Source organism: Microcoleus sp. T3_B1 (assembly GCF_036700445.1).
In the GTDB taxonomy this organism is placed as follows: Bacteria; Cyanobacteriota; Cyanobacteriia; order Cyanobacteriales; family Microcoleaceae; genus Microcoleus.
In genome coordinates this window covers 73,335-96,316 of sequence record NZ_JAUBOX010000018.1, presented here as the reverse complement: position 1 = coordinate 96,316, position 22,982 = coordinate 73,335, and the positions used below count along the sequence as shown (strand labels likewise).

Sequence of the window (22,982 nt, the reverse complement as noted above, 5' to 3'; positions counted from 1 at the left end):
TCCTCATAAAAATCAGAGGACTTGCATTCCTCACTAGAAACTAATTTGAGTGCGATCGTTATTTAGAGAATTTCTTTCAAAGTTTTAACCAATATCTGATTTTGTTCCTCAGTACCTACACTAATCCGCAATTTGTCTTCTAATCGTGGCTGATTGAAGTATCGAATCAATATTCCCCGTACTTTCAGTGTTTGATAAATCCTTTCTGCATCGCCGTTTGGTGGCCTAACTAACAAAAAGTTGGTTTGCGAGGGCCAAACGTCAAAGCCTAATTCCTTGAAGCTAAGGGCTAGTTTTGCTCGCGAAGCCTTAATCTTTTCGGCGTTGGCTATTTTGTGGTATTGATCTGCGATCGCAGCCGCCCCCACTGCATAAGCTAAAGCATCCACATTATAGCTGTCTTTGATTTTATTTAATTCTGCCAGCAGCGCCGGATTTGCTATGCCAAAACCCAGCCTCAATCCTGCTAGGGAATAACCTTTGGAAAGCGTCCTCAAAACTATAACATTACTGTACTTTTTTGTCAAGTTCAAAGCATTTTCTTCTGCGAAATCTACATAAGCTTCGTCTATCACAAGAATGCCCGATAACTCTTTAGCGAGTGTCTCCAAATCTGCAACAGATATGGCTGTTCCCGATGGACTGTTTGGCGAAGCTACAAATGTCACTGCACCCTGGGCTGCGATTAACAAATCAACTGGTAACTTGTAGTCGTCGGGATAAGGAACTTCGACAAATTCTGCATCTTGAATTTCTGCCAAAGTGCGGTACAATACATAAGTAGGCGCCGGACAAACAATCTGTTTCCCGGATTCGCCCACAGCGCGAACTATCAAGTTTAATAAATCGTCGCTGCCGTTACCTACAATAATCCAATCGTCAGCAACTCCAAAAATTTTACTAGCAGCAATGCGGAAAACTTTGCCAGTTGGATCTGGATAGCGCCGCAGCATTTCTCCGTCTATTTCCTGAAGCACTTTTAAGGCTTTGGGAGAAGGCGGATAGGGATTTTCATTAGAATTTAGTTTAATAATTTTTGTGCCTAGCGGTGGCTGTTCCCCCGGCACATAGCCAGACATTTCGTGGATGCTTTTGCGAAAATAATTCATCTATTAATTGAGTTTTGTGGAACGGGCATCTTGCCCGTTCTTGATAAGGGTGCAAGATATATTGAGTTTTGTGGAACGGGCATCTTGCCCGTTCTTAATAATGGTGCAAGATATCAAGTTAAACAAATTATATCAAACAATTAGTGACTATCCGCGTTATACCCAAATCAAGTAACTTTTGCATATCCGCTCGATCGTCCACCGTCCAGGCCACAATGTCAACTCCCTGACTCCGGGTTTCTTGAATCAGTGCGGGGTTTTCCAGCAACACGCGATACAGACTGCTAATCAAATTATCCTGATGGGCTACAGCTTGAGCAAATTGAGTTTTGTATGCTTCTAGATTAGCAACAATATGTCCGATCGCCAAATCGCCAGATAGCCGCCGCACTTGTTCCAGAAATCCATCGTTAAAGGAAGTAATAACGCATTTATGTTGGATTTCTTCGCCCTTCAAAGTATTGACAAAATCCGCGACATCTGCATTAGACCACTCGCAGTGAGGTTTGACATCAAAGTAAAGAAATTTGTCAACATTTTTGAGGATAGCTAATGATTCTTTTAAGGTAGGAATTTTTTGTTGTGAAAATTCATCGCTAAACCATTTTCCCGCATTAAGTGTCTGCAATTGGGACAGAGTTGTTTCCCTAACTTTGCCAGAAACTCCAGTGATTCTATCTAATGTGGCGTCGTGAAAAATCACTGGTACGTTGTCGGCGGATAGCTGGATGTCAAATTCGATCGAATGAGCTCCACGGGCGATCGCCAGTTCAAAAGCTGCTAAAGTATTCTCCGGGGCGATCGCCGAAAATCCCCGATGTGCGATAATTTCTAAATTCACTGTCTTGTGCCCTCTAAAAAATCTGCCACAGTTTGATTAAAAGTTTCCGGTTGAGTCAAAAAAGACCAGTGATTCCCCGGTACTTTTGCAACGGTAAGATTTTTCAAGTATCTCTTGTATGGCTGCATTTGCCAATCCATGCGATTTACGCCTTTTTCCGGCTGTACAAACAAAGTCGGGATATCAATATTTTCAGTTAAACCGGCAACTTTCATCACTTCTGTAAATATCTGATTTCTGGCTGCAATTGCAAATTTACTGCCCCAACTTCCGTCGGATTTTTCTTCGATTTGCTGTTGGAATACCATTTGCTGCAAGTCACTCCAATCTGCGTATTCTCCCGATTGTTTGGCTGCTGCTTCTGCTTGGGATAAAGTCGCAAACGGGCCCACACATTTGAGACAGTCTAATTTTCGGTAAACAATTGGCAGGGTGAGTTTCATCGCGGCGGGCATTTTTGTGATGAAGATGGGGTCTACTAAAATCATACTGCAAAAGCGATGGGGATTTTGCCTCGCCCAAATCGGTGCTAGTTTGCCCGTCCAAGAATGTCCTAAAATGTGGGCGTCTGGCCAGTGGAGATGTACCATCAAAGCTTCTAAATCTGCGATCGCACTTTCAAAAGTATAGCCTATTTTGGGTTTGCTACTCTCTCCGTGACCGCGCATATCTGGCGCTACAATATGATAGCGGTTGGACAAGTAATTGCCCAAGTTAGTCCAGACACACGCACTATCTGCTAAACCGTGCAGCAGCAGCAAACGGGGAACTTTTTCGATACCTGTTTCTGGCTGCCATTCTAGATAGGAAAGTTCGATTTCTGGTAATTGCAAAGTATTACGAGTGGGCATAATTAGGTTTTTTTATGATTGGACAAATTGGGTTTCACCTCATTTATACTATTTTTAGGAACAGGCAAGATGCCTGTTCCACAAAGAGTGAATTTTATTGTACTGTTTTGAGAAACAGGCATCTTGCCTGTTTCACAAACAATAAATCTTCTTGTGGGGTGGGGTGGGCTTCTAGCCCGCGCAAGATGCCTGTTCCACAAGGAGTGAATTTTATTGTACTGTTTTGAGAAACAGGCAAGATGCCTGTTTCACAAACAATAAATCTTCTTGTGGGGTGGGGTGGGCTTCTAGCCCGCCCTTCTGACTTAACCTTTGCCCTTCAAACTCAACAAGATAAACTGAGTTTTCTGCGCTTCATCAAAATTGTCATCGCTGACCAAAACTATACTCTGGCTGCCATCTGGCAAGCGCGGGCCGAGGGTCATCCCTTCTAAATTGTACAGCGGAATTCCGAGTTCGCTTAAGTCTAGCAGCAACTTTTTCTTAACAGGTTCGACCGCCACTCGCCCTTTAAAACTCTGGATTCTCGAAGTATCTGTAGCCGCCCCAACCGCTAGTTGATAAATCCTAGCGCTGTATCCCGACAGCCCAAAAGAACGTTCTAAACTCAGAATCTGACCGCCACCGACAGTTACTAATTCTGTTAAACCGTTCAAAATAGTCATGGGAACTTGGTCGAGGATGTAAAGATTTTCCGATACTAATTGCGGCGTTTTATCGACGATGACATAATGTAAAATACGGAGTTTGCTTGCCTGTTCCGGGTCTAAATCTTGCATTAACGGCGCTTCCGTAGCTGCGAACAAACGAAACGGATCTAGACCGCCTGGACTAAAGGTTTCTGGGTCGATGGTTAAAGATTCAAAACCTAAATTGTCCACCACTCCTTGCTGCTGTTTTTCATCGCCGGCATCGGGAATATAGCGCTTTGGTATCGGCAAATTTCCCCGCATTTGCCCGGTTTTGAGGTCAAATTCTCCGAGAAAAGGAGGGATGCCCACATGAGTAACGCCTTCGCTGGCGACAAATATTGAATTGCGGGGAGAAAGGGCGATGCCTTCGGGATTTATGGAACCCCAAGAGAAGGTTTCACCGTCTGCTTTTTTGAGGGATGTAACGCCGTCAACGGTAACTTTTTTCAGGCGAATATTTGCTGGGTCACTTGATGTGAGGTCGAGTCGGAGACTGTAAAATCTCGCTTCTCCGTTTTCGCTGGGGTCGTCGGAGAGAGCGTAAAAGCGATAAGCTTTGGAAGTGACTGCACTAATACCTTTGGGATCGTAGGTAATTCCTGACAAACCGCCGACTGGTACTCCTTCAAAATTGGTTTTTGGCAATTCGTACTCGCCCAAAAATTCGAGGGACAATTCTGGAAAAGAGCGGTCTTTTGCAACTGCGGGAGGCGGGGCGCAAGCTGTGCAAACAGTTAAGAGAATAAGGGCTAGACTAAATAAGCGTAAAATACGCTCGCCCAGCGTCTTTAAATGCCAATAATTGCTCAGCACGGTGACATTTATTTTGTTGCTCTTGTTGAACTGTTTACTTTTGTGCCATCTTTGTGACATAATTTATACCGTTTTGTAGATATGCAAAACTTGATGTTTCCAGAAGAAATGCCGAATCGCGGCAACCAAATTTTTAGAATGAGAAGTTCTGTACCAATTGGGTGCTTGCTTTTCCTGTGGCTGTGTGCTGGTTCTATTGCTAGCGCCCAAACTAATCCACCAGCCCTCGATCAATTTTCTCCTAATCCTCTAGAAATTACCACACCCGATCCCCTCACTCCCGCCACTGAATCTTTGAGCAGCACTCAGCGGGATGAACTGACAGCGGCTTTGGAAGAGTTAAACTTAGAAGCAGCGACTAAACTGCAAGCTGGAGACGGCGCGGGTGCTTTTGAAATTTGGTTCCGAGAATTGCGGCTGCGGAGGTATCTGGGCCCGGCGGCGGAAATTGCTGCTTTGAGTCGGGTGGGAAGTGTTGCTTGGAGTAACGGTAAAAACCTCGAACTACAGCTTATTACCAAACGGTTGCAAGCAATTCAAAAAGAAGTCAAATCGCAAGTACCACTTAATACTGAGTTGCTACCCGCCTTCGCTGCGGCTTTTCAGCAGGTGCGCGCTAAAGGCCCGACTGTAGAAGTTTACCAAGAAATTCTCGAAAATGCGCGCCAAAACCAAGATATATTGGCCCAAGGTCAGATTTTGAAGGCTATCGGGCTTATTCACATCAATTGGTTGAGTTACGATAAAGCTGCTCCCGTGTATGAGGAATTGGCTACTTTAATTCAGGAAAACCGCGCTTTATTTGCTGCTAATTCTGCTGTGCAAAATTCTGCTGTTGTGGCGGGAAACGGCGCGCCGCCGCAGCCTGTAACTCCTCCAACTGAGGTAGATACTCTGAGACAGTTGGCCTATGTTTACCAACAGTCGAAACAACCCCTAAAGGCGATCGCAGCTAGGGAAAAACTAGCCTCAGTGTATCTTAACTTACAAAATCCCAGCGCTATACCACCGCTCAAAATTGCGATCGCCAGCGATTACCAAACAATAGGTCAAATCAATTTAGCAGCTCAATACTATCAGGAAGCCTACAATTTAGCCGTCCCAATTCAACAGTATGCCCAAGCTAGCGAAGCTTTGGATAAATTAGCTTTACTTTATCGATCGCAAAAGCAGTGGGAGCCTACTTTGCGGATTTATCAAATGCAGTTGCTGTTAGAAGAGCGGGCTTACAATTTCTACGGATTGATGAACACTTATGACAATATCGGTCAAGTTTATCAAGAGATGAAGGCTTACGATAAAGCTTTGGAATCCTATCAAAAAGGGTTGGACGTGGCTAAAAGATTGGGACACAGACAAGAGTATTTTGCTAAGAAAATTCAAAAAGTTAACAAGCAATTGCAAAGAACTTCGTAGTTGTCAGCCGACAAGAATGCCAATTTGCGATGCGAGTAATTTAAATGCAGTAAGGTGCGCCTAGCGCACCCTACAAAACTACTTTTGACTGGTAACTTTCTCGCGAGAGAGAATAATATACTACATCAGTTTCGTAATAATGAGCATTTTTTTCATATTTCATGCCAACTTTCTGCATCAGCCGCTGGGAGGTTATATTTTCTGGGAGGGCGATCGCAACTATTCTCTCCAAATTTAATATTTGAAATCCATAGTTTAGACTAGCCAAAGATGCTTCTGTCGCCAATCCTTGATTCCAATAAACTTTGTCGAGGGCATAGCCTAGCTGAACTTCCGGTGTCTTCTCCAGAAAATTCAGTCCGCAGCGACCAATCATTTTACGGTCTATTTTATGTACTAAAGCCCACATTCCGAAGTTGTTTTCTTCCCAACTTTTGAGCATGGTATGAAGGGCGATTTCTGTTTCTTCTCTAGTTTTAACTCCTCTCAAGTATTTCATTATTTCTGCATCACTGTAGATGCGGTACAGCTCATCTAAGTCGTCTGGCGTAAATTGTCTCAGATACAATCGGGCTGTCTCTATTTCTTGCATGATGACAGTATAACCTTTAACATTAGATTATAGTACCACTTTGGCGGGCTACAAACATTTTAGTTGGGTTTCGTTCCTCAACCCAACCTACTGTTACAAGAAAACACTCTTTGTGAAACAGGCATCTTGCCGGTTACTGATATTAGTGTCAAATATTGATTCTATTTGTTACAATTATTAACTAGATATATTGTACAGTTTTTGCCATCAATGACTATTTCCTCACCAGTAGCAGACACCAAAAACAAATCCGGCCAGGAAACAGACTGGCGGTTATTCATGAGGTTGGCATCTTACGCAACCCGCAGCAAACGCTTGCTGATTATTGCGATCGCACTATTAGTACCGCTAGCAGTCTCAGGAGCAATTCAACCCATTCTCATCGGACAGGCAATTTCGGTAATTCGCTCGGAACCTACTTACGAATTCTTGCGGGGAGTGCCTCTATCTGCTGCATTGAATATTTTGGCTATTTTGCTCATGCTAACTATAACACTTAGATTAGCACTGCAATCAGTTCAAGGCTATTTAGTCACGAAAGTAGGGCAAATAATTACTACAGATATTAGAAATGATTTGTTCGCCCACGTCACATCGCTAGCAGTGAGATTTTTCGATCGCACTCCTGTCGGTAAACTGATGACTCGCCTCACCAGCGATGTAGAAGCTTTGGGAGAGGTTTTTTCTTCAGGGGCGATCGGCATTGTCAGCGATTTATTTTCAATTTTAGTAATTGCCATTTTCATGTTTACCATGCAGTGGCAACTAGCTTTAATGTTAGTGCTGATGATGATCCCAATTACCGCAGTCATAGTTTATTTCCAGTATCAATATCGCCTAGCCAATTACACTACCAGAGAAGAACTTTCCGATCTCAACGCCCAACTGCAAGAAAACCTGACTGGTATTGGCGTAGTGCAGCTATTCCGCCGCGAAAGATTCAACTCAGAATTGTTTCGTGTCACCAATAAACGGTACATTAAAGCAGTTGACAAAACTATATTTTACGACTCAGCCGTATCTGCGACATTAGAATGGATTGCTTTAGTAGCGATTGCAGCCGTTTTGTGGATGGGGGGTCAAAGGGTTTTAGCGGGTAATCTTAACTTCGGTACTCTCTCTGCATTCATTTTATTTGCTCAGCGTCTCTTCGATCCGCTGCGGCAATTTGCCGAGAAATTCACAGCAATTCAAGCAGGGTTTACCGCTGTGGAACGGATTAGCGATATTCTCAACGAACCGATTGAAATTAAAGATCCAACCAGCGGGAAGAGGGAAGAAGGAAGAGGGAAGAAGGAAGAAGAAAGAGGGAAGAGGGAAGAAGGAAGAAGGGCAGGTTATTCACCGTTGCTGATAACTGGACATCCAGAGGCAACGGCTTACAACTTGTCTCCGTTCGATCGAGAATTGGCAGATAATCATCAAAATCCAGCAAGTTCAGAATATCGTTTAGTGCCTAACAATCCCCAATCACCTCCCGCCAATCTCACCTTGCTAAGGGGGGGAGAAAATGCCAAATCGCAGAATTCAGAATCGGGAGAAATCCAATTTGACAACGTGTGGTTTGCTTACAAACAAGACGAATATGTCCTGCAAAACCTCAATTTCACCATCAAATCCGGCGAAAAAGTAGCATTAGTCGGCCCTACCGGTGCGGGCAAAAGTTCGATTATCCGTCTCCTGTGCCGCCTTTACGAGCCGACGCGAGGACGGATTCTGGTTAATCATGTGGATATTCGCGATTTGCCTCAAGCAGAGTTGCGGAGGCACATAGGCGTGATTATCCAAGATGGCTTTCTATTTGCTGGTGACGTGAAGAGCAATATCAGCTTGGGAGAAAGTTACTCGATTGAGGAAATTCAAGCAGCAGCAGAAAAGACAAATGTTGCCCGTTTAATCGAACAGTTGCCTCAAGGTTATGATACGCAATTGCGGGAACGGGGAACCAATCTTTCGGGGGGACAAAAGCAATTATTAGCCTTTGCTCGCGCCGCTATTCGCAATCCCAGTATCTTAGTTCTAGACGAGGCAACTGCTAGTTTGGATGTGGGGACGGAAGCTTTAATTCAAGAAGCTCTAGAGCGTTTGATGGCGGACAGAACGGCGATAATTATTGCCCACAGGCTCTCGACTATCCGAAATGTCGATCGTATTTTAGTGATCAAACGCGGGCAGTTAGTAGAGTCGGGCAGCCACGAAGAGTTGTTGCAGCAAGAAGGTTTATATGCCAGTTTGTACAAGTTGCAAATGCTGGGTAGTTAACCGCAAAAGGAATAAGGAATAAGGCAGGAAGAGGATTTTTCTTAAGGGGTGACAACGGCTCTGGAACCTTGATTGTAAAAGCATTGAAGCCGCTGAAGCTCAAAAAAGATAGTGCATTATGGACAGGCTTATTGACTCATAAGATTGTCCGATATCCCCTTGAACCTGATTCAAGGGATCTCGCCACTCTCTTTTATTGACTTACGCACAGCAAGCGTATCTTTTCGCTTGGTCACTCAACTCAAAACCTTGACGCCGCTTTGCTTTCAACCTGCTTGTCACCCTGCCAACCAATATGTTTCCCATGATTCTCGATGCCCAAACCCATATAGCCACATCCACTGATACTTCTGTGGTAATGTAGCGATATATGAAAGAGCTATCGACCTTAATTGACGAGATAATTTAAAAGTGCGATCGAAACACAACAAAATCTAAATCGCATTGCCGAAGTTAATTCCCTGCTCGATTTGACCGAAACCCACATTTACTTTGTGGCTTTCCTGCAGCCCAGTACCAGTCAAATTAAACATCCGCACCCCAGCAGGAGTAGACAAAAACAGATATTGTCCGTTATCGCTAACCGACATCCCCCCATTAACAAATGGCGAGGAAGCATTAATATTTTCACCGATACTCCTGCGGTATAATACATCCCAAGTATTGGTATCGTAAGCAATCAACTCATCGGCAACAGAATTAGCAGCGTAAAGGATATCCCTCGTCGGATCGAACGTCAACCCCCCGTCAAGGCCAGCCAGATTTTCCACAGCATTAAAATTGCGATCCATCACAGAAATGCCGCCGTTTAATTCCATTGCAATTAGCGAACCGTTGCGGCTAACCGCAGATACAGTACCGTCGTGATAAGAGTCTGTTTCATTCCGGGTGGGAAATGTGTTAGTCACGGCATCGTAAGTAAAGATCCGGCCTAGGGAACTGTTGGATTCAGTCATGAAAAACAGACTGCGATCGCTGCTGCGGTGGATGGGCGTGTCCTGTGTGACTTCGCCTCCAAAACCCGACCCGGCTGCGTCCGTCCGTACTGATAGAGTATCGGTAGCTAAATTCAGTTCCCGGAACGGCACCGTACCTGAACCGTTGAAGCGCGTACTCACCATTCCCCGGCCGTTGGAACCGATTGCCACGTCCCAAGCCCCGGCTTCTCCAAAATCGAGAGTGTAAGGAATATTGGTAACAGCATCGCTAGCGAGATTGACCTTGCGAATCAAACCTTGCGTCCCGCTAGTTTGATTGTCAGCAACGTACAAAGCGCTGCCATCTGGAGTAATGTCAGCACCGTTTAACAAAGTGCCAACAGCAAGTGGCGGTAACAAAGTCTGCGTGGCGACATCGTACCGCTGCACAGTTCCCGCACCGGTCGTGATGTAAAGCAAATTCCGCGTCGGATCGAAAACGCGATCGCGACCGTTAGCAACCGGAATGAGAATACTTGCCGGCGCGCCGCTGATACCGGGGAACGTTTGCTGCGAACCGGGTTGCAGCACTTCCGCAACTGTATAATTTCTCGGCCCGGCCAAACTCGCAAAGGAATAATTGCCACTAGCATCCGTTGTCGTAGAAGTTTCCCCCGCGTCCAATACACCATTTTGGTTGGTATCGAGAAAGACAGTCCAGCCTGCAATGCCAGGTTCGCCAGCAGTTAGTGCGCGATCGCGATTTAAGTCATTCCATTTTGTACCTCGAATTTCGTTTAGCTGTGCAGTTTGTCTGTTGCCAAAATTGACATTTTCAGCCAATTGATTCGCAGCAAGATTAACTGTTTGCGCTTGCGGAACGTTCGACCCCGGCAAACTTAAAACCCGCACGCCGCTGGGAGTTGACAGAAACAGCAATTTTCCATCATTGCTGACAGACATCACCCCGTTGCCAAACGGTGTAGATGCAGGGACATCTTCACCTATATTGAGGCTAAACAACGAAGTCCAAGTATTTGTATTAAAGGCAACGATTTGATTAGTTGTGGAATTCACAGCATAGAGGATATCTTTGGTTGAGTCGAAAGCTAAGCCACCATCAAAATTATTATTGAGGGTGGTAATTTGCCCGAGGTTTGGGTTACGGATCGAAATACCAACTCCGAAATCTTCTAAAGCAATTAACGCGCCGTTGCGGCTGACAGCAGATAGAGTACCGTCGTGAAATGTGTTTGTTTGCGATCGGTTGGGAAAAGTATCTGTTGTACCGTTGTAGGTAAAGATTGGGCCTGCGGAACTGTTGGATTCAGTCATGAAAAACAGACTGCGATCGCTGCTGCGGTGGATGTGCGTGTTCTGGTTGACTTCGCCAAATACTGACCCCGCATCCGATCGCTGCGTTAAAGTATCAGTAGCTAAGTTTATTTCGCGAAAAGGCACCGTACCGGAACCCTCCCAGCGCGTACTCATCATGCCTTTGCCGTTAGCCCCGATCGCCACATCCCAGGAACCGCTTTCCCCCCGACTAAGATTGTACGGGAGGTTAGTAACCGCACCGGTATTGAGGTTTACCTTGCGGAGGAATCCCTGCACGCCGCTGCGCTGGTTTTCCGCAACGTACAAAGTGCTGCCATCGGGGGTAATATCGACGCCGTTTAAGGAATTGCCGACCTCAAGGGGTGCTAGCCAAGCGTTAGCACTAAAGTCGTATCGCTCTACTGTTCCCTTGTTAGTGGTAATGTACAGTCGATTGCGGGTGCGATCGAAAACGTGGTCTCGGCGAGTTGGCAGGGGAATCAGAAAGTTTGTCCCCACCGGTGCGGTGATGCCGGGGAATGTTTGCTGCCAATCGGCTTGCAACTGTTCGGCAACGGTATAGTTGCCAGCAGGCAAACCTGGAAAAGCGTAATTGCCGCTAGCGTCTGTAACAGTAGAAGTTTCGCCGCCGTCGAGTACGCCGTTTTGGTTAGTGTCGAGAAAGACAGTCCAACCTGCTATTGGGAGTTCGCTACCGTCTCGCACACCGTTGCCGTTTAAATCATTCCACTTGCTGCCGCGAATCTCGGCATCGTCGTTTTGAATTGTTAGCACAGCAGTGGGGTTGGCTGTTCCGGCGACTCCCTCGTTGGTGAAGTTGGCAAAGGACAGCGCTACTGTCTCGTCGGGTTCGTAATTGACATCGCCTAATACCTGAATCGGTACCGTTTTGCTTGTCTCCCCTGCTGCAAAATTAACGGTAATTGGTTCTGCTTGCACGTCGCTGCCAATTGCTGCGGGATTGACTGCACCTGCTGCCAGGACTACATCTACACTTGAAGCTGTAGATGTATCTCCCGATCGCGTTACAGTCACGACATTGGCAGTGTTAGCAGCATTCCCTTCAGGCACATTAAAGGTAGCTGCACTGAAATTATAGGTAGGGGGAGTATCGTCGTTGCTAATGGCAGCCGTCACCGCGCCTGCTGTGCCTAAAGTGTAGCCGCTTCCTGCTGCCAAAGTTAGTTCGACTGTCTCGTTAGGTTCATTAGCAGTATCGGCAACTAAAGTTAGGGTAACTGCTGCGGTTGCGGAATTCGCTGCAAACGCAACCGTGCCGGTTGTGGCACTAAAAGCGGTAGCACCCGACTGAGTGTAATCATTGGCAAAACTAGCTGTTCCGCCAACCGAGAAACTGACTGTCAGCGGTTGAGACAGTGGCGAATTGATGCTGTCGGTGCGGGTAAAGGTGTAGGCGATCGTGCTGTCGCTGTCTTCGATCCCGCCCTCGGGCGAAACTGCTAGCGTCACCTCGGCATCTAATGCAGGTGCACTGACGTTGAAATTGCCCAAATTAACAGCAGTGGCTGCATTGCCGCTGGTATCTAAAACTTGAGATTCTGCTAATTCCAGAGTGTAAGTCCCGTTGTCCGCTGCGTCCCAACTGTCGCCGGGGGCGTTAATTTGATAAGTTGCAGTCCGAGGCGTGCCGTTTCCGCCAGGAGTCGCGCTTAAGAATGCCACCAACTGACTGAAGTTGTTTGGGCCTGTCACTCGAATGTCGCTGCTATCCAGGCTGCTGACCTCTACAGCCGTGTTGTCAGCATATTCGACGGTAAATGTCAAGCTATTGCTTCCTGCCGAAATGTTCGCAATTGGGTTGAGCGTTGCTGTGGGCGGGGTAGTGTCAAAAGGTTGACGTGTTCCTGAAATCTGAAAATCAAAGGGATCTTCATCGCTGTCGCTGTTGGCAAAGGAAATTTGACCGCCATAAGTGCCGATCGCAGTTGCATCGAATTTGACAGAGAAAGTAGTCTCGCTGCCGGGAGTTAGGTTTGTACTGCCAAAACTGCTAACTAAGCTGAAACCTGTTGGCAGGGCGATCGCATTGTTGAGAGTCAGGTTGCCACTGCCTGTATTTTTCACGGTAAAGGTTTTGACAACCTCTGTTCCTAAAACGGCGGTACCGAAATTAACTGTTCCCATATTGTCTGCGATGTTAGCGGTGCCGTCGAACAAGTCGATTTCTGGAACGTTGTCTGCAATCGGTGTCGGCGTTGGCGTCGGCGAATCGCTTGGTGTCGGTGTTGGCGTTGGTGTTGGTGTTGGTGTATCGCTTGGCGTCGGCGTCGGCGTAACAGATGGTGTCGGTGTCGGTGTTGGTGTTGGTGTATCGCTTGGTGTCGGCGTCGGCGTTGGCGTCGGCGTCGGCGTTGGCGCTGGCGTATCGCTTGGCGTCGGCGTCGGCGTTGGCGTTGGCGTATCGCTTGGCGTCGGCGTCGGCGTTGGCGTTGGCGTATCGCTTGGTGTCGGCGTCGGCGTTGGCGCTGGCGTATCGCTTGGTGTCGGCGTTGGCGTATCGCTTGGTGTCGGCGTCGGCGTTGGCGTTGGCGTATCGCTTGGTGTCGGCGTCGGCGTTGGCGTTGGCGTATCGCTTGGTGTCGGCGTCGGTGTTGGCGCTGGCGTATCGCTTGGTGTCGGCGTTGGCGTTGGCGCTGGCGTATCGCTTGGTGTCGGCGTCGGCGTTGGCGCTGGCGTATCGCTTGGTGTCGGCGTCGGCGTTGGCGCTGGCGTCGGCGTATCGCTTGGCGTCGGCGTCGGCGTTGGCGTTGGCGTATCGCTTGGCGTCGGCGTCGGCGTTGGCGTCGGCGTTGGCGTATCGCTTGGTGTCGGCGTTGGCGTCGGCGTTGGCGCTGGCGTATCGCTTGGTGTCGGCGTCGGCGTTGGCGCTGGCGTAGGCGTATCGCTTGGCGTCGGCGTCGGCGTTGGCGTTGGCGTATCGCTTGGTGTTGGCGTCGGCGTTGGCGTTGGCGTATCGCTTGGTGTCGGCGTCGGGGTATCGCTTAGTGTTGGTGCCGGCGTATCGCTTGGCGTCGGCATTGGGGTGAGGGATGGTGTCGGCGTCGGCGAACTGAGGGGCAGTACCCCCGTGTCTGGCTGTGTCGGTATCAACAAGGATGGTGGCGGAGTGTCATTATCTGTAATCGCTAAAACAGCAGTATCGCTATACCCAATTCTTACCTTTCCTCTAGGGTTGCTCAAGCGTAAATTAAATAACTCTCCTTCCAATGCGACATCATTTACCAAGGGAACTGTTACTGTCTGAGTGGTTTCTCCGGGGGCAAAATTGACCTCAATGGGAGTCGTGCTGCCATACGAGGGGGATGTCGCTGAGTTATTAACAATAAATATAGTTGCCCCTACAGTTGCATCTAAATCACCACCTTGGCGTTTCACTGTTATTGCAGCGATCGGCGTGCCGTCTTCTTTTCTTTCAAACTTCGTCTCGCTCAATTCTAATATTGAGCTAATCGGAGTAATTTCGCTGGTAAATTTAGAGGCTGTAATTTCGTTGCTGTTAATTCCTTTTAAAATAGCGAGATACTCGCCAGTCACTCGATCTTGAATTACTGTATCGTTTGCCAAATCGCTGCTGCCTTGATAAATGCTCAAGTCTTGAAATGCTAAGCCGCCGTCCAATGCAATTAAGTCAAATCCTTGACCGAAGTCGCTAATAATGTCAGCATCGGATAGATTTGTGCCGCCAGTAGTAAAAAAGCCGGGAACGCCATCGATTCTATCGATTCTGCCGATAACAAACAAATCGCCACCGCTGCCGCCTGTTAAAGTATCGCCCCCGCGATCGCCAAAAAGGACATCATTTCCTTCCTCTCCAAATAAGAGATCGCTTTCTTTTCCGCCGCGAATTATGTCATTTTGTGTCCCGCCGTAAACTGTATCTAAACCTTCACGGCCATTGAGAGTATCATTGTCTTCGCCCTCGTAAATGAAGTCGCTGCCGAAACCAGGAAATATGATGTCGCCATCGGTTTTTCCCTTAGCGGTATCGCTGCCTAATTGACCGTAAAGAATATCATTAGGTGTTTCGCCTAAGAGTTTATCGTCATCTTTGCCAGCGAGAACGATGTCGCTGCCTTTTTTTTCCACCAAACTGCCACTACGTTCATTGCCATTGAGTTCTTCTGTGTGGCTACCGATTAGGTTGCCAGAGTCAGATCGATCGCCTGCAGGTTGCTTGCTGCCAATACCTCCGAACAAGATATCGTTGCCCAAGTCGCCGTAAATGATATCGTTGCCCCTATCTCCGAATACCCGGTCATCTCCTTTTCCTCCGTGTACGGAGTCATTATCTTTGCCGGCGTAGATAGTATCATTATTTTGTTTCCCGTTAATGTAGTCATTGCCTTCATTAGCCCACAGCAAGTCGCTTCCTTCGTCACCAAGGAGTGTGTCGTTACGGCTATCGGCTTGGATGATGTCGCCCAATCGCCCACCTGTCAGAAAATCCTGTTCTTGCGTTCCCTCAAAAGTAGGCATTTTAGGTTCCACCTATCAAAAATCTGCACGATCGATTTTACATCCACTCAAAACTCATATTATCTAGCAGATATATATAACGTCAATTAACAGGCACTTATAGATCGGATCAGCATGGCGCAACTGGCATTGCTGGCGATCGCCCAACGCTTGCCCTCCTAAAACCCCAATTGTCGCACTTAACCACCGCGCCCCAGAGTTTTTGAGTTTGTGACCCCTGGATGGATTCACTAACTTTTTTGTAGAACATCAACAGCACCATCATCAGCCTTTTGAACTTGGTGCTGTTTATTGAATTGACGATCGCTTGTTGTTGGGGAATGTACCGGGGTTGGACGATCGGTGAAGCAACTGTTGGCAAAATAGTCTTACTAGCCGCGATCGCTGCAATCCTGTTTCGCTTCTGGCAAGGGAGCATCTCATATTTGTAAAAATACTTCTTCTGGCTCCTTCCTTCTTCTGGCTCCTTCCTTCTTCTTCTTTCCTTCTGCCTCCTGCCTCCTGCCTCCTGCCTCCTGCCTCCTGCCTCCTGCCTCAAAACTCCAATTTCTAGCGGAGGGCTGCAAAGGTGAGATGCTCCCTCTGGCAATCCTGGCCGCATGAGGCAAGCGGTGTTAAGTGTGTGGCCTCAAGGCGCGTTTTGGGTGTTTGTTGGGGGATTAGTCGGCTGCACTTCCAAGTGGGTTTTCGAGCAAGCTGTTGCCCGCAACTGATAAGTTGAGATTTAAACTCTTGTCAAACGGTAGATTAACCGCATCGGCGTTGTTTTATGCTGCGGATTTGATTTCTTTCGTTTCAGCCATCCTCCCAAGCCCAGGGCTATAGCTGAACCAAAGATTGTGGTCGGTTCAGGCACAGGCTCGGCAACGTCGGCGGTTTCAATTACTAGACTGGAACGACCAAGAGCATCAGTACCTCCCAGAGCGACCCCACCAACGTTCAAGAGACTGATGGCAAACCCAGCAAAAGTATCGCCATTGCTAACTCGCTGATTTACAAACGGAGTTACGTCAAAGTTAAGAGTATCACCCGGAGATGAGGATGATATATCTACAGAAGTTAACAATACTTCATCCCCCAAAAGATCTGATGCTTCGGCTGTTCCGTTTCCTAAATAGCCAAAGATGCCCAGAGTACCAGGACGGCCTCCTTGGAAACTGGATATCTTATCCTGAAAGATAGCACTACGAATAATTGTGTTAGGAGCAAGAAAAAAGTTGCTAATATTAAATTCAGCTAACCTGGTTGTTATACTACCCGGCCCGTATGACACGTACTCATCCCCAGGGATAAGCCTAACGTCCTCATACACACCCATCTGATACATACTTGCGGTCGCTCCAAATTGGATAGTAGGTGTCAAGGTAAATGTAGCTGCTTTAACTTCTTCGCTTGTTCCCAGAACAAAACCTAGAGCGGTGCAAACAGAGGCAACGGCAACTTTGCGGTATAGATTCTTCATACAAACTACATTTCCTTTTGTACTAAACAACTTGACTAAAAAGCCCATTTAGTAATCAAATTACCTAAATACTAGCTAGCTTACTGAAAAAACCATAATTCTTTATTTAACTTATTCAATCTTAACTAGAAAGTTAGCTGAATCAATGCTCTAAAGAGCAAGTAACGATCGCCATTATCAAAACAGAACCGCTGCGACCATCGCCTCAAACCGAATCATCCATCCATCCATCCACACTCCGAACAATCCCGATGAACAGGTGGCGTTTCCTATTTGGGATAAGTCATTTCGCAGCGGGGACATTGACCAGTAAACAGTGGGTGGGTATCCAAAAGTTCTAACTGTTGTTCCAAAGTCCACCCCTATCTCGGTTGCAGGATGAGTTCGCCGTTGTAGTAGCTTGCACCTTCGGGTTCCCATAGTTCCTCCGGCGGGGCGTTGGGGTTGACGGGGTGACAAGCAGGTTGAAAGCAAAGCTGCGTCAAGGTTTTGAGTTGAGTGACCAAGCGAAAATATCTTCGCGGGCGTGAGTGAATAAAAGAGAATGGCGAGATCATTTGAATCAGGTTCAAGGATCTCTCGGAGGATCTTATGAGTAAGATAAGCCTGTCAATAATCCGCTATCTTTTTTGAGGTTCAGGGGCTTCAATGCTTTTACCATCAAGATTCCAGAGGCGTTGTCACCCCCTCAATGATTTTTCCCCGATCCCCATCGGACCCTCTCCCACTCTCGCCTATGGGTAGCAGCTTATTATATCAAGTCTGATAGTGAATACCCTCTAAGTTGGGTTGAGGAATGAAACCGAACACTATCGATTTTAGATTTTAAATTTGTCCTCGCATCTAAAATCTAAAATCTAAAATCTAAAATCGCCTCACTTGCCCGAAATCATTTTTCCCAGGGTTTCCGGCAAGTGAATTATATGTTGGAAAAGCTGATTTGGGCCGATGCCAAACAATAACTGCATCGTCAGCACAATTGCTGCTAAACCAATCGCTGTCCCGATGCTGGCTTTCAATACTTTAAAAGCCCAATTAAAGACTAGCCAAGATACAAGTAACGAAGCAATTAAGATAATTATTTCTATTGGCATATAACATTTTTAACTTGATTTTAACTCTACATAACTTACGCATCAATACCAAAGAAACCGGGTTTTTTATCTGTGTTAAAGGCTTAAATGCAGTATTTCTGTAAAAACCCGGTTTCTGCGTCCCAGATTACTCTACTTATTACTTTAAGCAATACTGCCGCGCTTCCGTGTTTCCTTATAAGAAATTCCGACATTTTTTAAGCCGGCTTTAATCATTTGCTGCTCTAACAAAGCGAAAAAGCGAGTTCGATCGCCCCCCGTGACTACCGCTTGATTGTGAGCTTCTGCTAGCGTCACCGGATACCCACCGCCTTTGTGTACTTGAGCCAGCATCATTCCTAATGCTAAATCTAGCTGTGCTTTATCTTGTGCTACCCATTCCGGTACTTCTATTCTAGCAATTTCTGTGCCAACGTGAACGTAACAGAAATAGACGGAATTAAGACCATACAAATCTAAAATTCGAGCTTGGGATTTCCACAAAGGGCTTCTTTGTCCCGGTGACAGGATTGTTGCCCACAATATGGCATCCCGCAAGGGTTCAAATTCTTGACAAGGTGCTTTTTCGGCGAAAGAAATTGTGGCGGCAAATCCGACGTTCGGGCAATTTGTCATGCAGTCTGGGACTTCGTGGGTGCAAGCTTCAAACCGTAAAAAAGATAAGCTTTCGGTGCTGCGAGAAGCACTTAAGTATCCTAACAGCGGAATTCCTGCTAAACGCAACTTGTCCCAAGATTCTAAAATTGGCAGCAAAATTTGATCGCGCGCTTCGCTGGGTAACTGTTCCAAAAACCAATAAATCAGGGAACCGTCTACCATTGCTAAAGCTGGCGCGGGCAATTTATTGTCGTTAACTTGGGCCCAATTGCAGCCCATTTCTGCTAAGGCAATTGCTTCGGAAACTGCCCGCCGGTATCCCATCCATTCTTCGGTTCTAATTCCCCACTGTCGCGAACCGTACAAGTCTTCGGGTTTGTAGAAAACTTCGGGTACGCTGTCTAAAACTGGGTGGCGGCTTTGCCCGTAGTGCAGCATGACTGTGCCGACGTTTAGCAGGTAGCAGTAGGCTATTTCGTGATGGTTGGGGGAAATTTGCGATCCGTCTGTGGCAAAGACTGTGTGGGCGGCGGGGGGTGCGGTGATGTAGGTGCGATCGTCTAAGGGCTCGATCGGCGTGGCAGCATTGAATAAAGTGCGATCGCGCCAACTCTCTTGCAATTCCACCAATTTTTCCTGTTCCGCAGCAGCCTTTACCAGCAAATTCTGAGCCACTTCCAAACGTTGGCGAGCGGCAGCCGCTTCCACATTCAAATGTTGGCTCATTCCCTGCATTGCCTTGGCTGCTTTAGTTAAATCGAGCATGGGTTTTAAGTCTCAATATCAGAAAGCTTTCAAGCTGAGAAATTATCAAAACACTTTTCAATTTTTTGGTGCCGAAGCTTGGTTTTTTGTCATACACGCGGTTTGATCAACTAAAATACTTCGTAGCAGCCCGCAGAAATAGTAAAAAAACCCGGTTTTTGAGGTCAAGAGTACCTGCAATAGTCTAAAAAAAAACACATTTTTTTTTGTCGAGATCCTTGCTTTTTTGAGGAATTTCTGTTATATTTATCTTATAATGGGATGGTGGCAAAAATAATATTTTTGCCACCATCCCATTATATTAAAATACCATGTCTACGCCGCAAAAGTCAACAAAAAAGATGTAAATTTTTGTTGTTTTTTTTGACTCTGAAAAGCGAAAAAAAAATCCACCTGTCCACAAATCTAACATCAACAGTCGCTCGGCAGCCAATCGGCAAAATCTCCGGCAAACTGGGACAGAGAAAGCAATTGAACGGGTGGATTTTGAGCCACAGATTCCCGTTCTGGCAAAGTATTGTAACCCCAATCAGCCAAAAATAACCTCACCTGAGATAAATCCGGCTGCTGCTTCACCGACAGCAAGGTTTTTAACCGGTCTTCCACAAACCAAATAGTCGAATCTTTGCCAGACGCAGCCATAAATTCCCGCAAAATTTGGTGTTTCGGCTTGTTGTATTCCTTACCAAAAATTAACTCCTGCGGCATTTGTACGCCTGCTAGCTGCAAAAGTTCCCGCACAAAACGGCCTTCCTTTGTAGTGACGATCGCCACTTTCACCGAACTCTCCTGCAACGAGTGCAAGCGATCGGCAACCCCTGGATAAAAGCGGTGCAAAGACAGCCACCCAGATAAATCCTCAGCAATCCAATTATCGCGCAATCCGTCTAACATAGCGCCGACAGACTGCGCTTTTAAATTATTTTCGGTCAACAAATAGGGTACTATATTGGGCCACTCTAGCAAAATTTGCTCTGGGGAAATTCCTGTCAGCAGTGCGCGGATCAGCAGCGGCATTTCCCAACCAGTTTCGATGGCGGGCCGCACTCGGTAAAAACTCAAAGCTAAATCTGGATCGGGCACTGTTTCGACGGGTTTCCAGATTTGACAGTAGGTACGCCAAGCGGTTTGGAAATATTCGATTAGTCCGTCACAAATCACACCGTCAAAATCAAGAGCTAGAATTGTCGGAAAGTTATTAGCCATCAATCGATTTTAGATTTTAGATTTTAGATTTTGGATTGAAGAATTGGAGAATTTGAGAATTGAACAAAACGATATCATATCATTTCCGGTTACAGCGGAATGATGTTGACAGTGAACAGTGAACAGTCAACAGTCAACAGTCAACAGTGAACAGTGAACAGTCAACAGTCAACAGTCAACAGTCAACAGTCAACAGTGAACAGTCAACAGTGAACAGTCAACAGTCAACAGTGAACAGTCAACAGTGAACTCGAATTTACTATTCCGATGCTAACGGATTTGATATCACTGATGACTCCTGGGACTGGTTATCGGATACTATTTTTTGGTTGTGCCAGGATAAAGACGGGGGCTTGTACCCTGGCTGCTTTCTGTCACTCGATTGAAGAATTGAAGAATTGACTATGCAAACACTCAGCAATGATTGGTGAACAGTCGTTATTAAAAAGACTGAACTAGCGGTTGAGTAGCAATCGATTCTAGTCCTTGGGACTGCAACAAATGCGTCCACTCGGCCCTGGGTTCCGAATCATCGGGTGCGAGGCGCCGCATTTCGGCTAGAGTAGCAAGAGTGTCGTACCAAATCCCATTTTTAGCATAAGCAATCACCTTAGCCATAGGGTCGGGATTTGCCAAATCCTTCTTGAGAGTTTCCTGCGGTTCAATTCGCTGCACGATTCCTTTAACAAAATAATTCCCCGACGGATCGTCATTGCAAGCCACCGAAAACGACCACTGATATCGCTGGCCAATCTCAAGAGATTTTTGGCGATCGCCGATAGCAGGAATACCGACCTCAACTATCCCGGGTTTGTCAACTTTGAAAGTAGTTTTGTAAACCTCGGTTCCTTTTCCATCGTCAGCTTGCAAAGTAAACTCGACTTGAGTCGAAGAGTGAGAAACGTAGGCAAAGAATGTTGGCGACTCTGCTAGCGTTAAACCATCATTGCTTTTAGGTATTAAAGGAATAATAGATAAATCCTTGGGACAAGCATCGCCTCGATGCGTCCCCCCTTGCCGATTGTCGGGGGCTGTGACATCTGGGGGTTTGAAATTAACATTCTGACTCAGCAGAATGGGTGCAGGCACAGCCTGCATCGGTGTAAGCAAACTGGGGAGAGTAACGGCGATCGCCAATACAGTCATCACCAGTGAAGTAAAATGTATAAAACGTTTCATTTTTCCACCCACTTGTAAAAATATTTATAGAGCGCATTTCTAATGTTAACCCGGAGTTTTAGCTCCGGGCGCGATCGAGTAAATGGGTCAATCGATTTTCGATTTTCGATTTTAGATTTTAGAGGCGACCCCCCGGATAAATGCGGGGGCAATAAGTGATTTTAGATTTTCGATTTTGGATTCATTCCACGGATAAATCACGTGGCGGGTACCACATGAAGAAATTCGTGGTCAATTTTCACATCGCCATCGGCAGACCGACCAAACTTCAAGAAATAGCGAGATTTAAAGAGGCCCAACCAGCGGTTGAGTTGCAACAGATTCCAGTCCTTGGGACTCCAACAATTGCGTCCACTTGGCTGTCAGCTTCACATCCCCCGGTGTCTGGCGCCGCATTTGGGCTAAAGTAGCGAGAGTTTCGTACCAAATCCCATTTTGAGCATAAACGTTAAGCCTAGTCATGGGGTCGGGATTTGCCAAATCGCTCTTGAGTGTTGCCTGCGGTTCAATTCGCTGCACGAAGCCTTTAACAACTAAATCTGCCGATCGATCTTGGGGGTCGCAAACCATCGAAAATGACCATACGTATCGCTTGCCCACTTCAAGGGATTTGTTGTTGTCCACTGTAGCAGGAATACTAACTCCTACAATCCCGGATTTGTCAAGTTTAAAGGTTTTTTCGTAGACTACTTTGTCTTCCTTTTCGTTGAGCAAAGTAAACTCTATTTCGGGCGCTGTGTTAGGAATATAGACAAAAATTGTGGGAGAATCTGTTAGGGTTAAACCGATATTAGTTGGAGGCACTAAAGGAGTAATAGATAAACCCGCTGGACAAAGCTTGTTGCCGCGATGTGCCCCTCCTTGTCGGTTGGCGGGGGCTGTTACGTCTGGAGGCTGGAAATTAACATTTTGACTCAGCAGAAGCGGCTGGGATTGTGCGCGCATCGGTGCAAGTGAAGTGGGTACGGTAGCTGCGATCGCAGATACGGCGACCGCAAGTGTAGCCCGATGTAGAAAACGTTTCATTTTGTTGTACCTTTCAGTATAATTGCAAACACAGGCATTCGCTGATGGCGACAAATATTTTTGAGATGCTAGTCGAGGGCGCAGATACACAATTTAAACCTTTACATATCATCAATAACATTTATTAATTCTATCGGCAAGTGGATTGTCCGTCCGAAAAATCAGGTTGCCTAGGTCGCAAGTATCATTGGATACAGTTGCTCGCCACGTACTGTAAATTTTTGTAACAAAGCGGTCGGAGTTTCCGAGTGTTCTAAGATGGAGGAAGTCTCCAGCAGGGGGAAATGTGAAACAACTGCTGTTCCAGAAACGAGTCAAACTTTTA

At 46.5% G+C, this 22,982-nt stretch carries 16 protein-coding genes; 2 read left to right on the top strand and 14 right to left on the bottom strand.

What is annotated here, in order from left to right; all coding sequences use genetic code 11:
- Positions 1-62: 62 nt before the first annotated feature.
- The 4 genes from hisC to QT990_RS12495 form a co-directional block, all read right to left on the bottom strand.
- Positions 63-1,109: a histidinol-phosphate transaminase gene (gene hisC, locus QT990_RS12510; RefSeq protein ID WP_333140377.1), complete on the bottom strand. Its 1,047-nt coding sequence runs from the start codon at positions 1,107-1,109 to the stop codon at positions 63-65.
- 127 nt (positions 1,110-1,236) lie between these two features.
- A complete protein-coding gene (locus QT990_RS12505; protein WP_333140376.1) occupies positions 1,237-1,950 on the bottom strand; it encodes a glycerophosphodiester phosphodiesterase family protein in 714 nt (237 codons plus the stop codon).
- Entirely contained in the window at positions 1,947-2,801 is an 855-nt protein-coding gene (locus QT990_RS12500; RefSeq protein ID WP_333140374.1) for an alpha/beta hydrolase, read from the bottom strand. The genes QT990_RS12505 and QT990_RS12500 overlap by 4 nt, the downstream gene beginning before the upstream one ends.
- A gap of 305 nt (positions 2,802-3,106) precedes the next feature.
- Positions 3,107-4,366, bottom strand: a complete 1,260-nt coding sequence (locus QT990_RS12495; RefSeq protein ID WP_333140370.1) for an esterase-like activity of phytase family protein — start codon at positions 4,364-4,366, stop codon at positions 3,107-3,109.
- 33 nt (positions 4,367-4,399) lie between these two features.
- Between QT990_RS12495 and QT990_RS12490 the strand changes: the two genes are divergently transcribed.
- A complete protein-coding gene (locus QT990_RS12490) occupies positions 4,400-5,722 on the top strand; it encodes a tetratricopeptide repeat protein (protein WP_333300497.1) in 1,323 nt (440 codons plus the stop codon).
- 70 nt (positions 5,723-5,792) lie between these two features.
- Here QT990_RS12490 and QT990_RS12485 read toward each other — a convergent pair whose 3' ends face one another.
- On the bottom strand, positions 5,793-6,314 hold the full coding sequence (locus QT990_RS12485) for a GNAT family N-acetyltransferase (protein WP_333140366.1): 522 nt from the start codon (positions 6,312-6,314) through the stop codon (positions 5,793-5,795).
- 210 nt (positions 6,315-6,524) lie between these two features.
- Between QT990_RS12485 and QT990_RS12480 the strand changes: the two genes are divergently transcribed.
- Complete coding sequence (locus QT990_RS12480; RefSeq protein WP_333140365.1) at positions 6,525-8,576, top strand: ABC transporter ATP-binding protein; 2,052 nt, start codon at positions 6,525-6,527, stop codon at positions 8,574-8,576.
- A gap of 434 nt (positions 8,577-9,010) precedes the next feature.
- Here the strand turns inward: QT990_RS12480 and QT990_RS12475 are convergent, their stop codons facing one another.
- The 9 genes from QT990_RS12475 to QT990_RS12435 form a co-directional block, all read right to left on the bottom strand.
- Complete coding sequence (locus QT990_RS12475; protein ID WP_333465294.1) at positions 9,011-15,328, bottom strand: SdrD B-like domain-containing protein; 6,318 nt, start codon at positions 15,326-15,328, stop codon at positions 9,011-9,013.
- Between the two features lie 109 nt (positions 15,329-15,437).
- Positions 15,438-15,929 carry a hypothetical protein gene (locus QT990_RS12470; protein WP_333305195.1) on the bottom strand — a complete coding sequence of 164 codons (492 nt, stop codon included), beginning with the start codon at positions 15,927-15,929 and terminating at the stop codon, positions 15,438-15,440.
- 123 nt (positions 15,930-16,052) lie between these two features.
- Positions 16,053-16,790 (bottom strand): PEP-CTERM sorting domain-containing protein, encoded by a 738-nt coding sequence (locus QT990_RS12465; RefSeq protein ID WP_333140359.1) that lies wholly within the window; start codon positions 16,788-16,790, stop codon positions 16,053-16,055.
- A gap of 362 nt (positions 16,791-17,152) precedes the next feature.
- The gene (locus QT990_RS12460; RefSeq protein WP_333300549.1) at positions 17,153-17,296 is read right to left on the bottom strand and encodes a hypothetical protein; all 144 of its coding nucleotides are present in this window, start codon (positions 17,294-17,296) and stop codon (positions 17,153-17,155) included.
- Positions 17,297-17,665: 369 nt separating this feature from the next.
- Complete coding sequence (locus tag QT990_RS12455; protein WP_333105450.1) at positions 17,666-17,884, bottom strand: hypothetical protein; 219 nt, start codon at positions 17,882-17,884, stop codon at positions 17,666-17,668.
- A gap of 144 nt (positions 17,885-18,028) precedes the next feature.
- Positions 18,029-19,246: a DNA double-strand break repair nuclease NurA gene (locus QT990_RS12450; protein ID WP_333140355.1), complete on the bottom strand. Its 1,218-nt coding sequence runs from the start codon at positions 19,244-19,246 to the stop codon at positions 18,029-18,031.
- Between the two features lie 411 nt (positions 19,247-19,657).
- The gene (locus QT990_RS12445) at positions 19,658-20,452 is read right to left on the bottom strand and encodes an HAD family hydrolase (protein ID WP_333140432.1); all 795 of its coding nucleotides are present in this window, start codon (positions 20,450-20,452) and stop codon (positions 19,658-19,660) included.
- A gap of 441 nt (positions 20,453-20,893) precedes the next feature.
- Complete coding sequence (locus QT990_RS12440; RefSeq protein WP_333140353.1) at positions 20,894-21,631, bottom strand: DUF928 domain-containing protein; 738 nt, start codon at positions 21,629-21,631, stop codon at positions 20,894-20,896.
- Between the two features lie 285 nt (positions 21,632-21,916).
- Complete coding sequence (locus QT990_RS12435; protein ID WP_333140351.1) at positions 21,917-22,657, bottom strand: DUF928 domain-containing protein; 741 nt, start codon at positions 22,655-22,657, stop codon at positions 21,917-21,919.
- Positions 22,658-22,982 lie beyond the last annotated feature (325 nt).

Bases quoted from the DNA above. Each gene is read 5' to 3' on its own strand.
- hisC (WP_333140377.1), bottom strand. From the start codon at position 1,109: ATGAATTATTTTCGCAAAAGCATCCACGAAATGTCTGGCTATGTGCCG.
- QT990_RS12500 (WP_333140374.1), bottom strand. From the start codon at position 2,801: ATGCCCACTCGTAATACTTTGCAATTACCAGAAATCGAACTTTCCTAT.
- QT990_RS12495 (WP_333140370.1), bottom strand. From the start codon at position 4,366: ATGTCACAAAGATGGCACAAAAGTAAACAGTTCAACAAGAGCAACAAA.
- QT990_RS12490 (WP_333300497.1), top strand. From the start codon at position 4,400: ATGTTTCCAGAAGAAATGCCGAATCGCGGCAACCAAATTTTTAGAATG.
- QT990_RS12485 (WP_333140366.1), bottom strand. From the start codon at position 6,314: ATGCAAGAAATAGAGACAGCCCGATTGTATCTGAGACAATTTACGCCA.
- QT990_RS12480 (WP_333140365.1), top strand. From the start codon at position 6,525: ATGACTATTTCCTCACCAGTAGCAGACACCAAAAACAAATCCGGCCAG.
- QT990_RS12475 (WP_333465294.1), bottom strand. From the start codon at position 15,328: ATGCCTACTTTTGAGGGAACGCAAGAACAGGATTTTCTGACAGGTGGG.
- QT990_RS12470 (WP_333305195.1), bottom strand. From the start codon at position 15,929: ATGCGGCCAGGATTGCCAGAGGGAGCATCTCACCTTTGCAGCCCTCCG.
- QT990_RS12465 (WP_333140359.1), bottom strand. From the start codon at position 16,790: ATGAAGAATCTATACCGCAAAGTTGCCGTTGCCTCTGTTTGCACCGCT.
- QT990_RS12455 (WP_333105450.1), bottom strand. From the start codon at position 17,884: ATGCCAATAGAAATAATTATCTTAATTGCTTCGTTACTTGTATCTTGG.
- QT990_RS12450 (WP_333140355.1), bottom strand. From the start codon at position 19,246: ATGCTCGATTTAACTAAAGCAGCCAAGGCAATGCAGGGAATGAGCCAA.
- QT990_RS12445 (WP_333140432.1), bottom strand. From the start codon at position 20,452: ATGGCTAATAACTTTCCGACAATTCTAGCTCTTGATTTTGACGGTGTG.
- QT990_RS12440 (WP_333140353.1), bottom strand. From the start codon at position 21,631: ATGAAACGTTTTATACATTTTACTTCACTGGTGATGACTGTATTGGCG.
- QT990_RS12435 (WP_333140351.1), bottom strand. From the start codon at position 22,657: ATGAAACGTTTTCTACATCGGGCTACACTTGCGGTCGCCGTATCTGCG.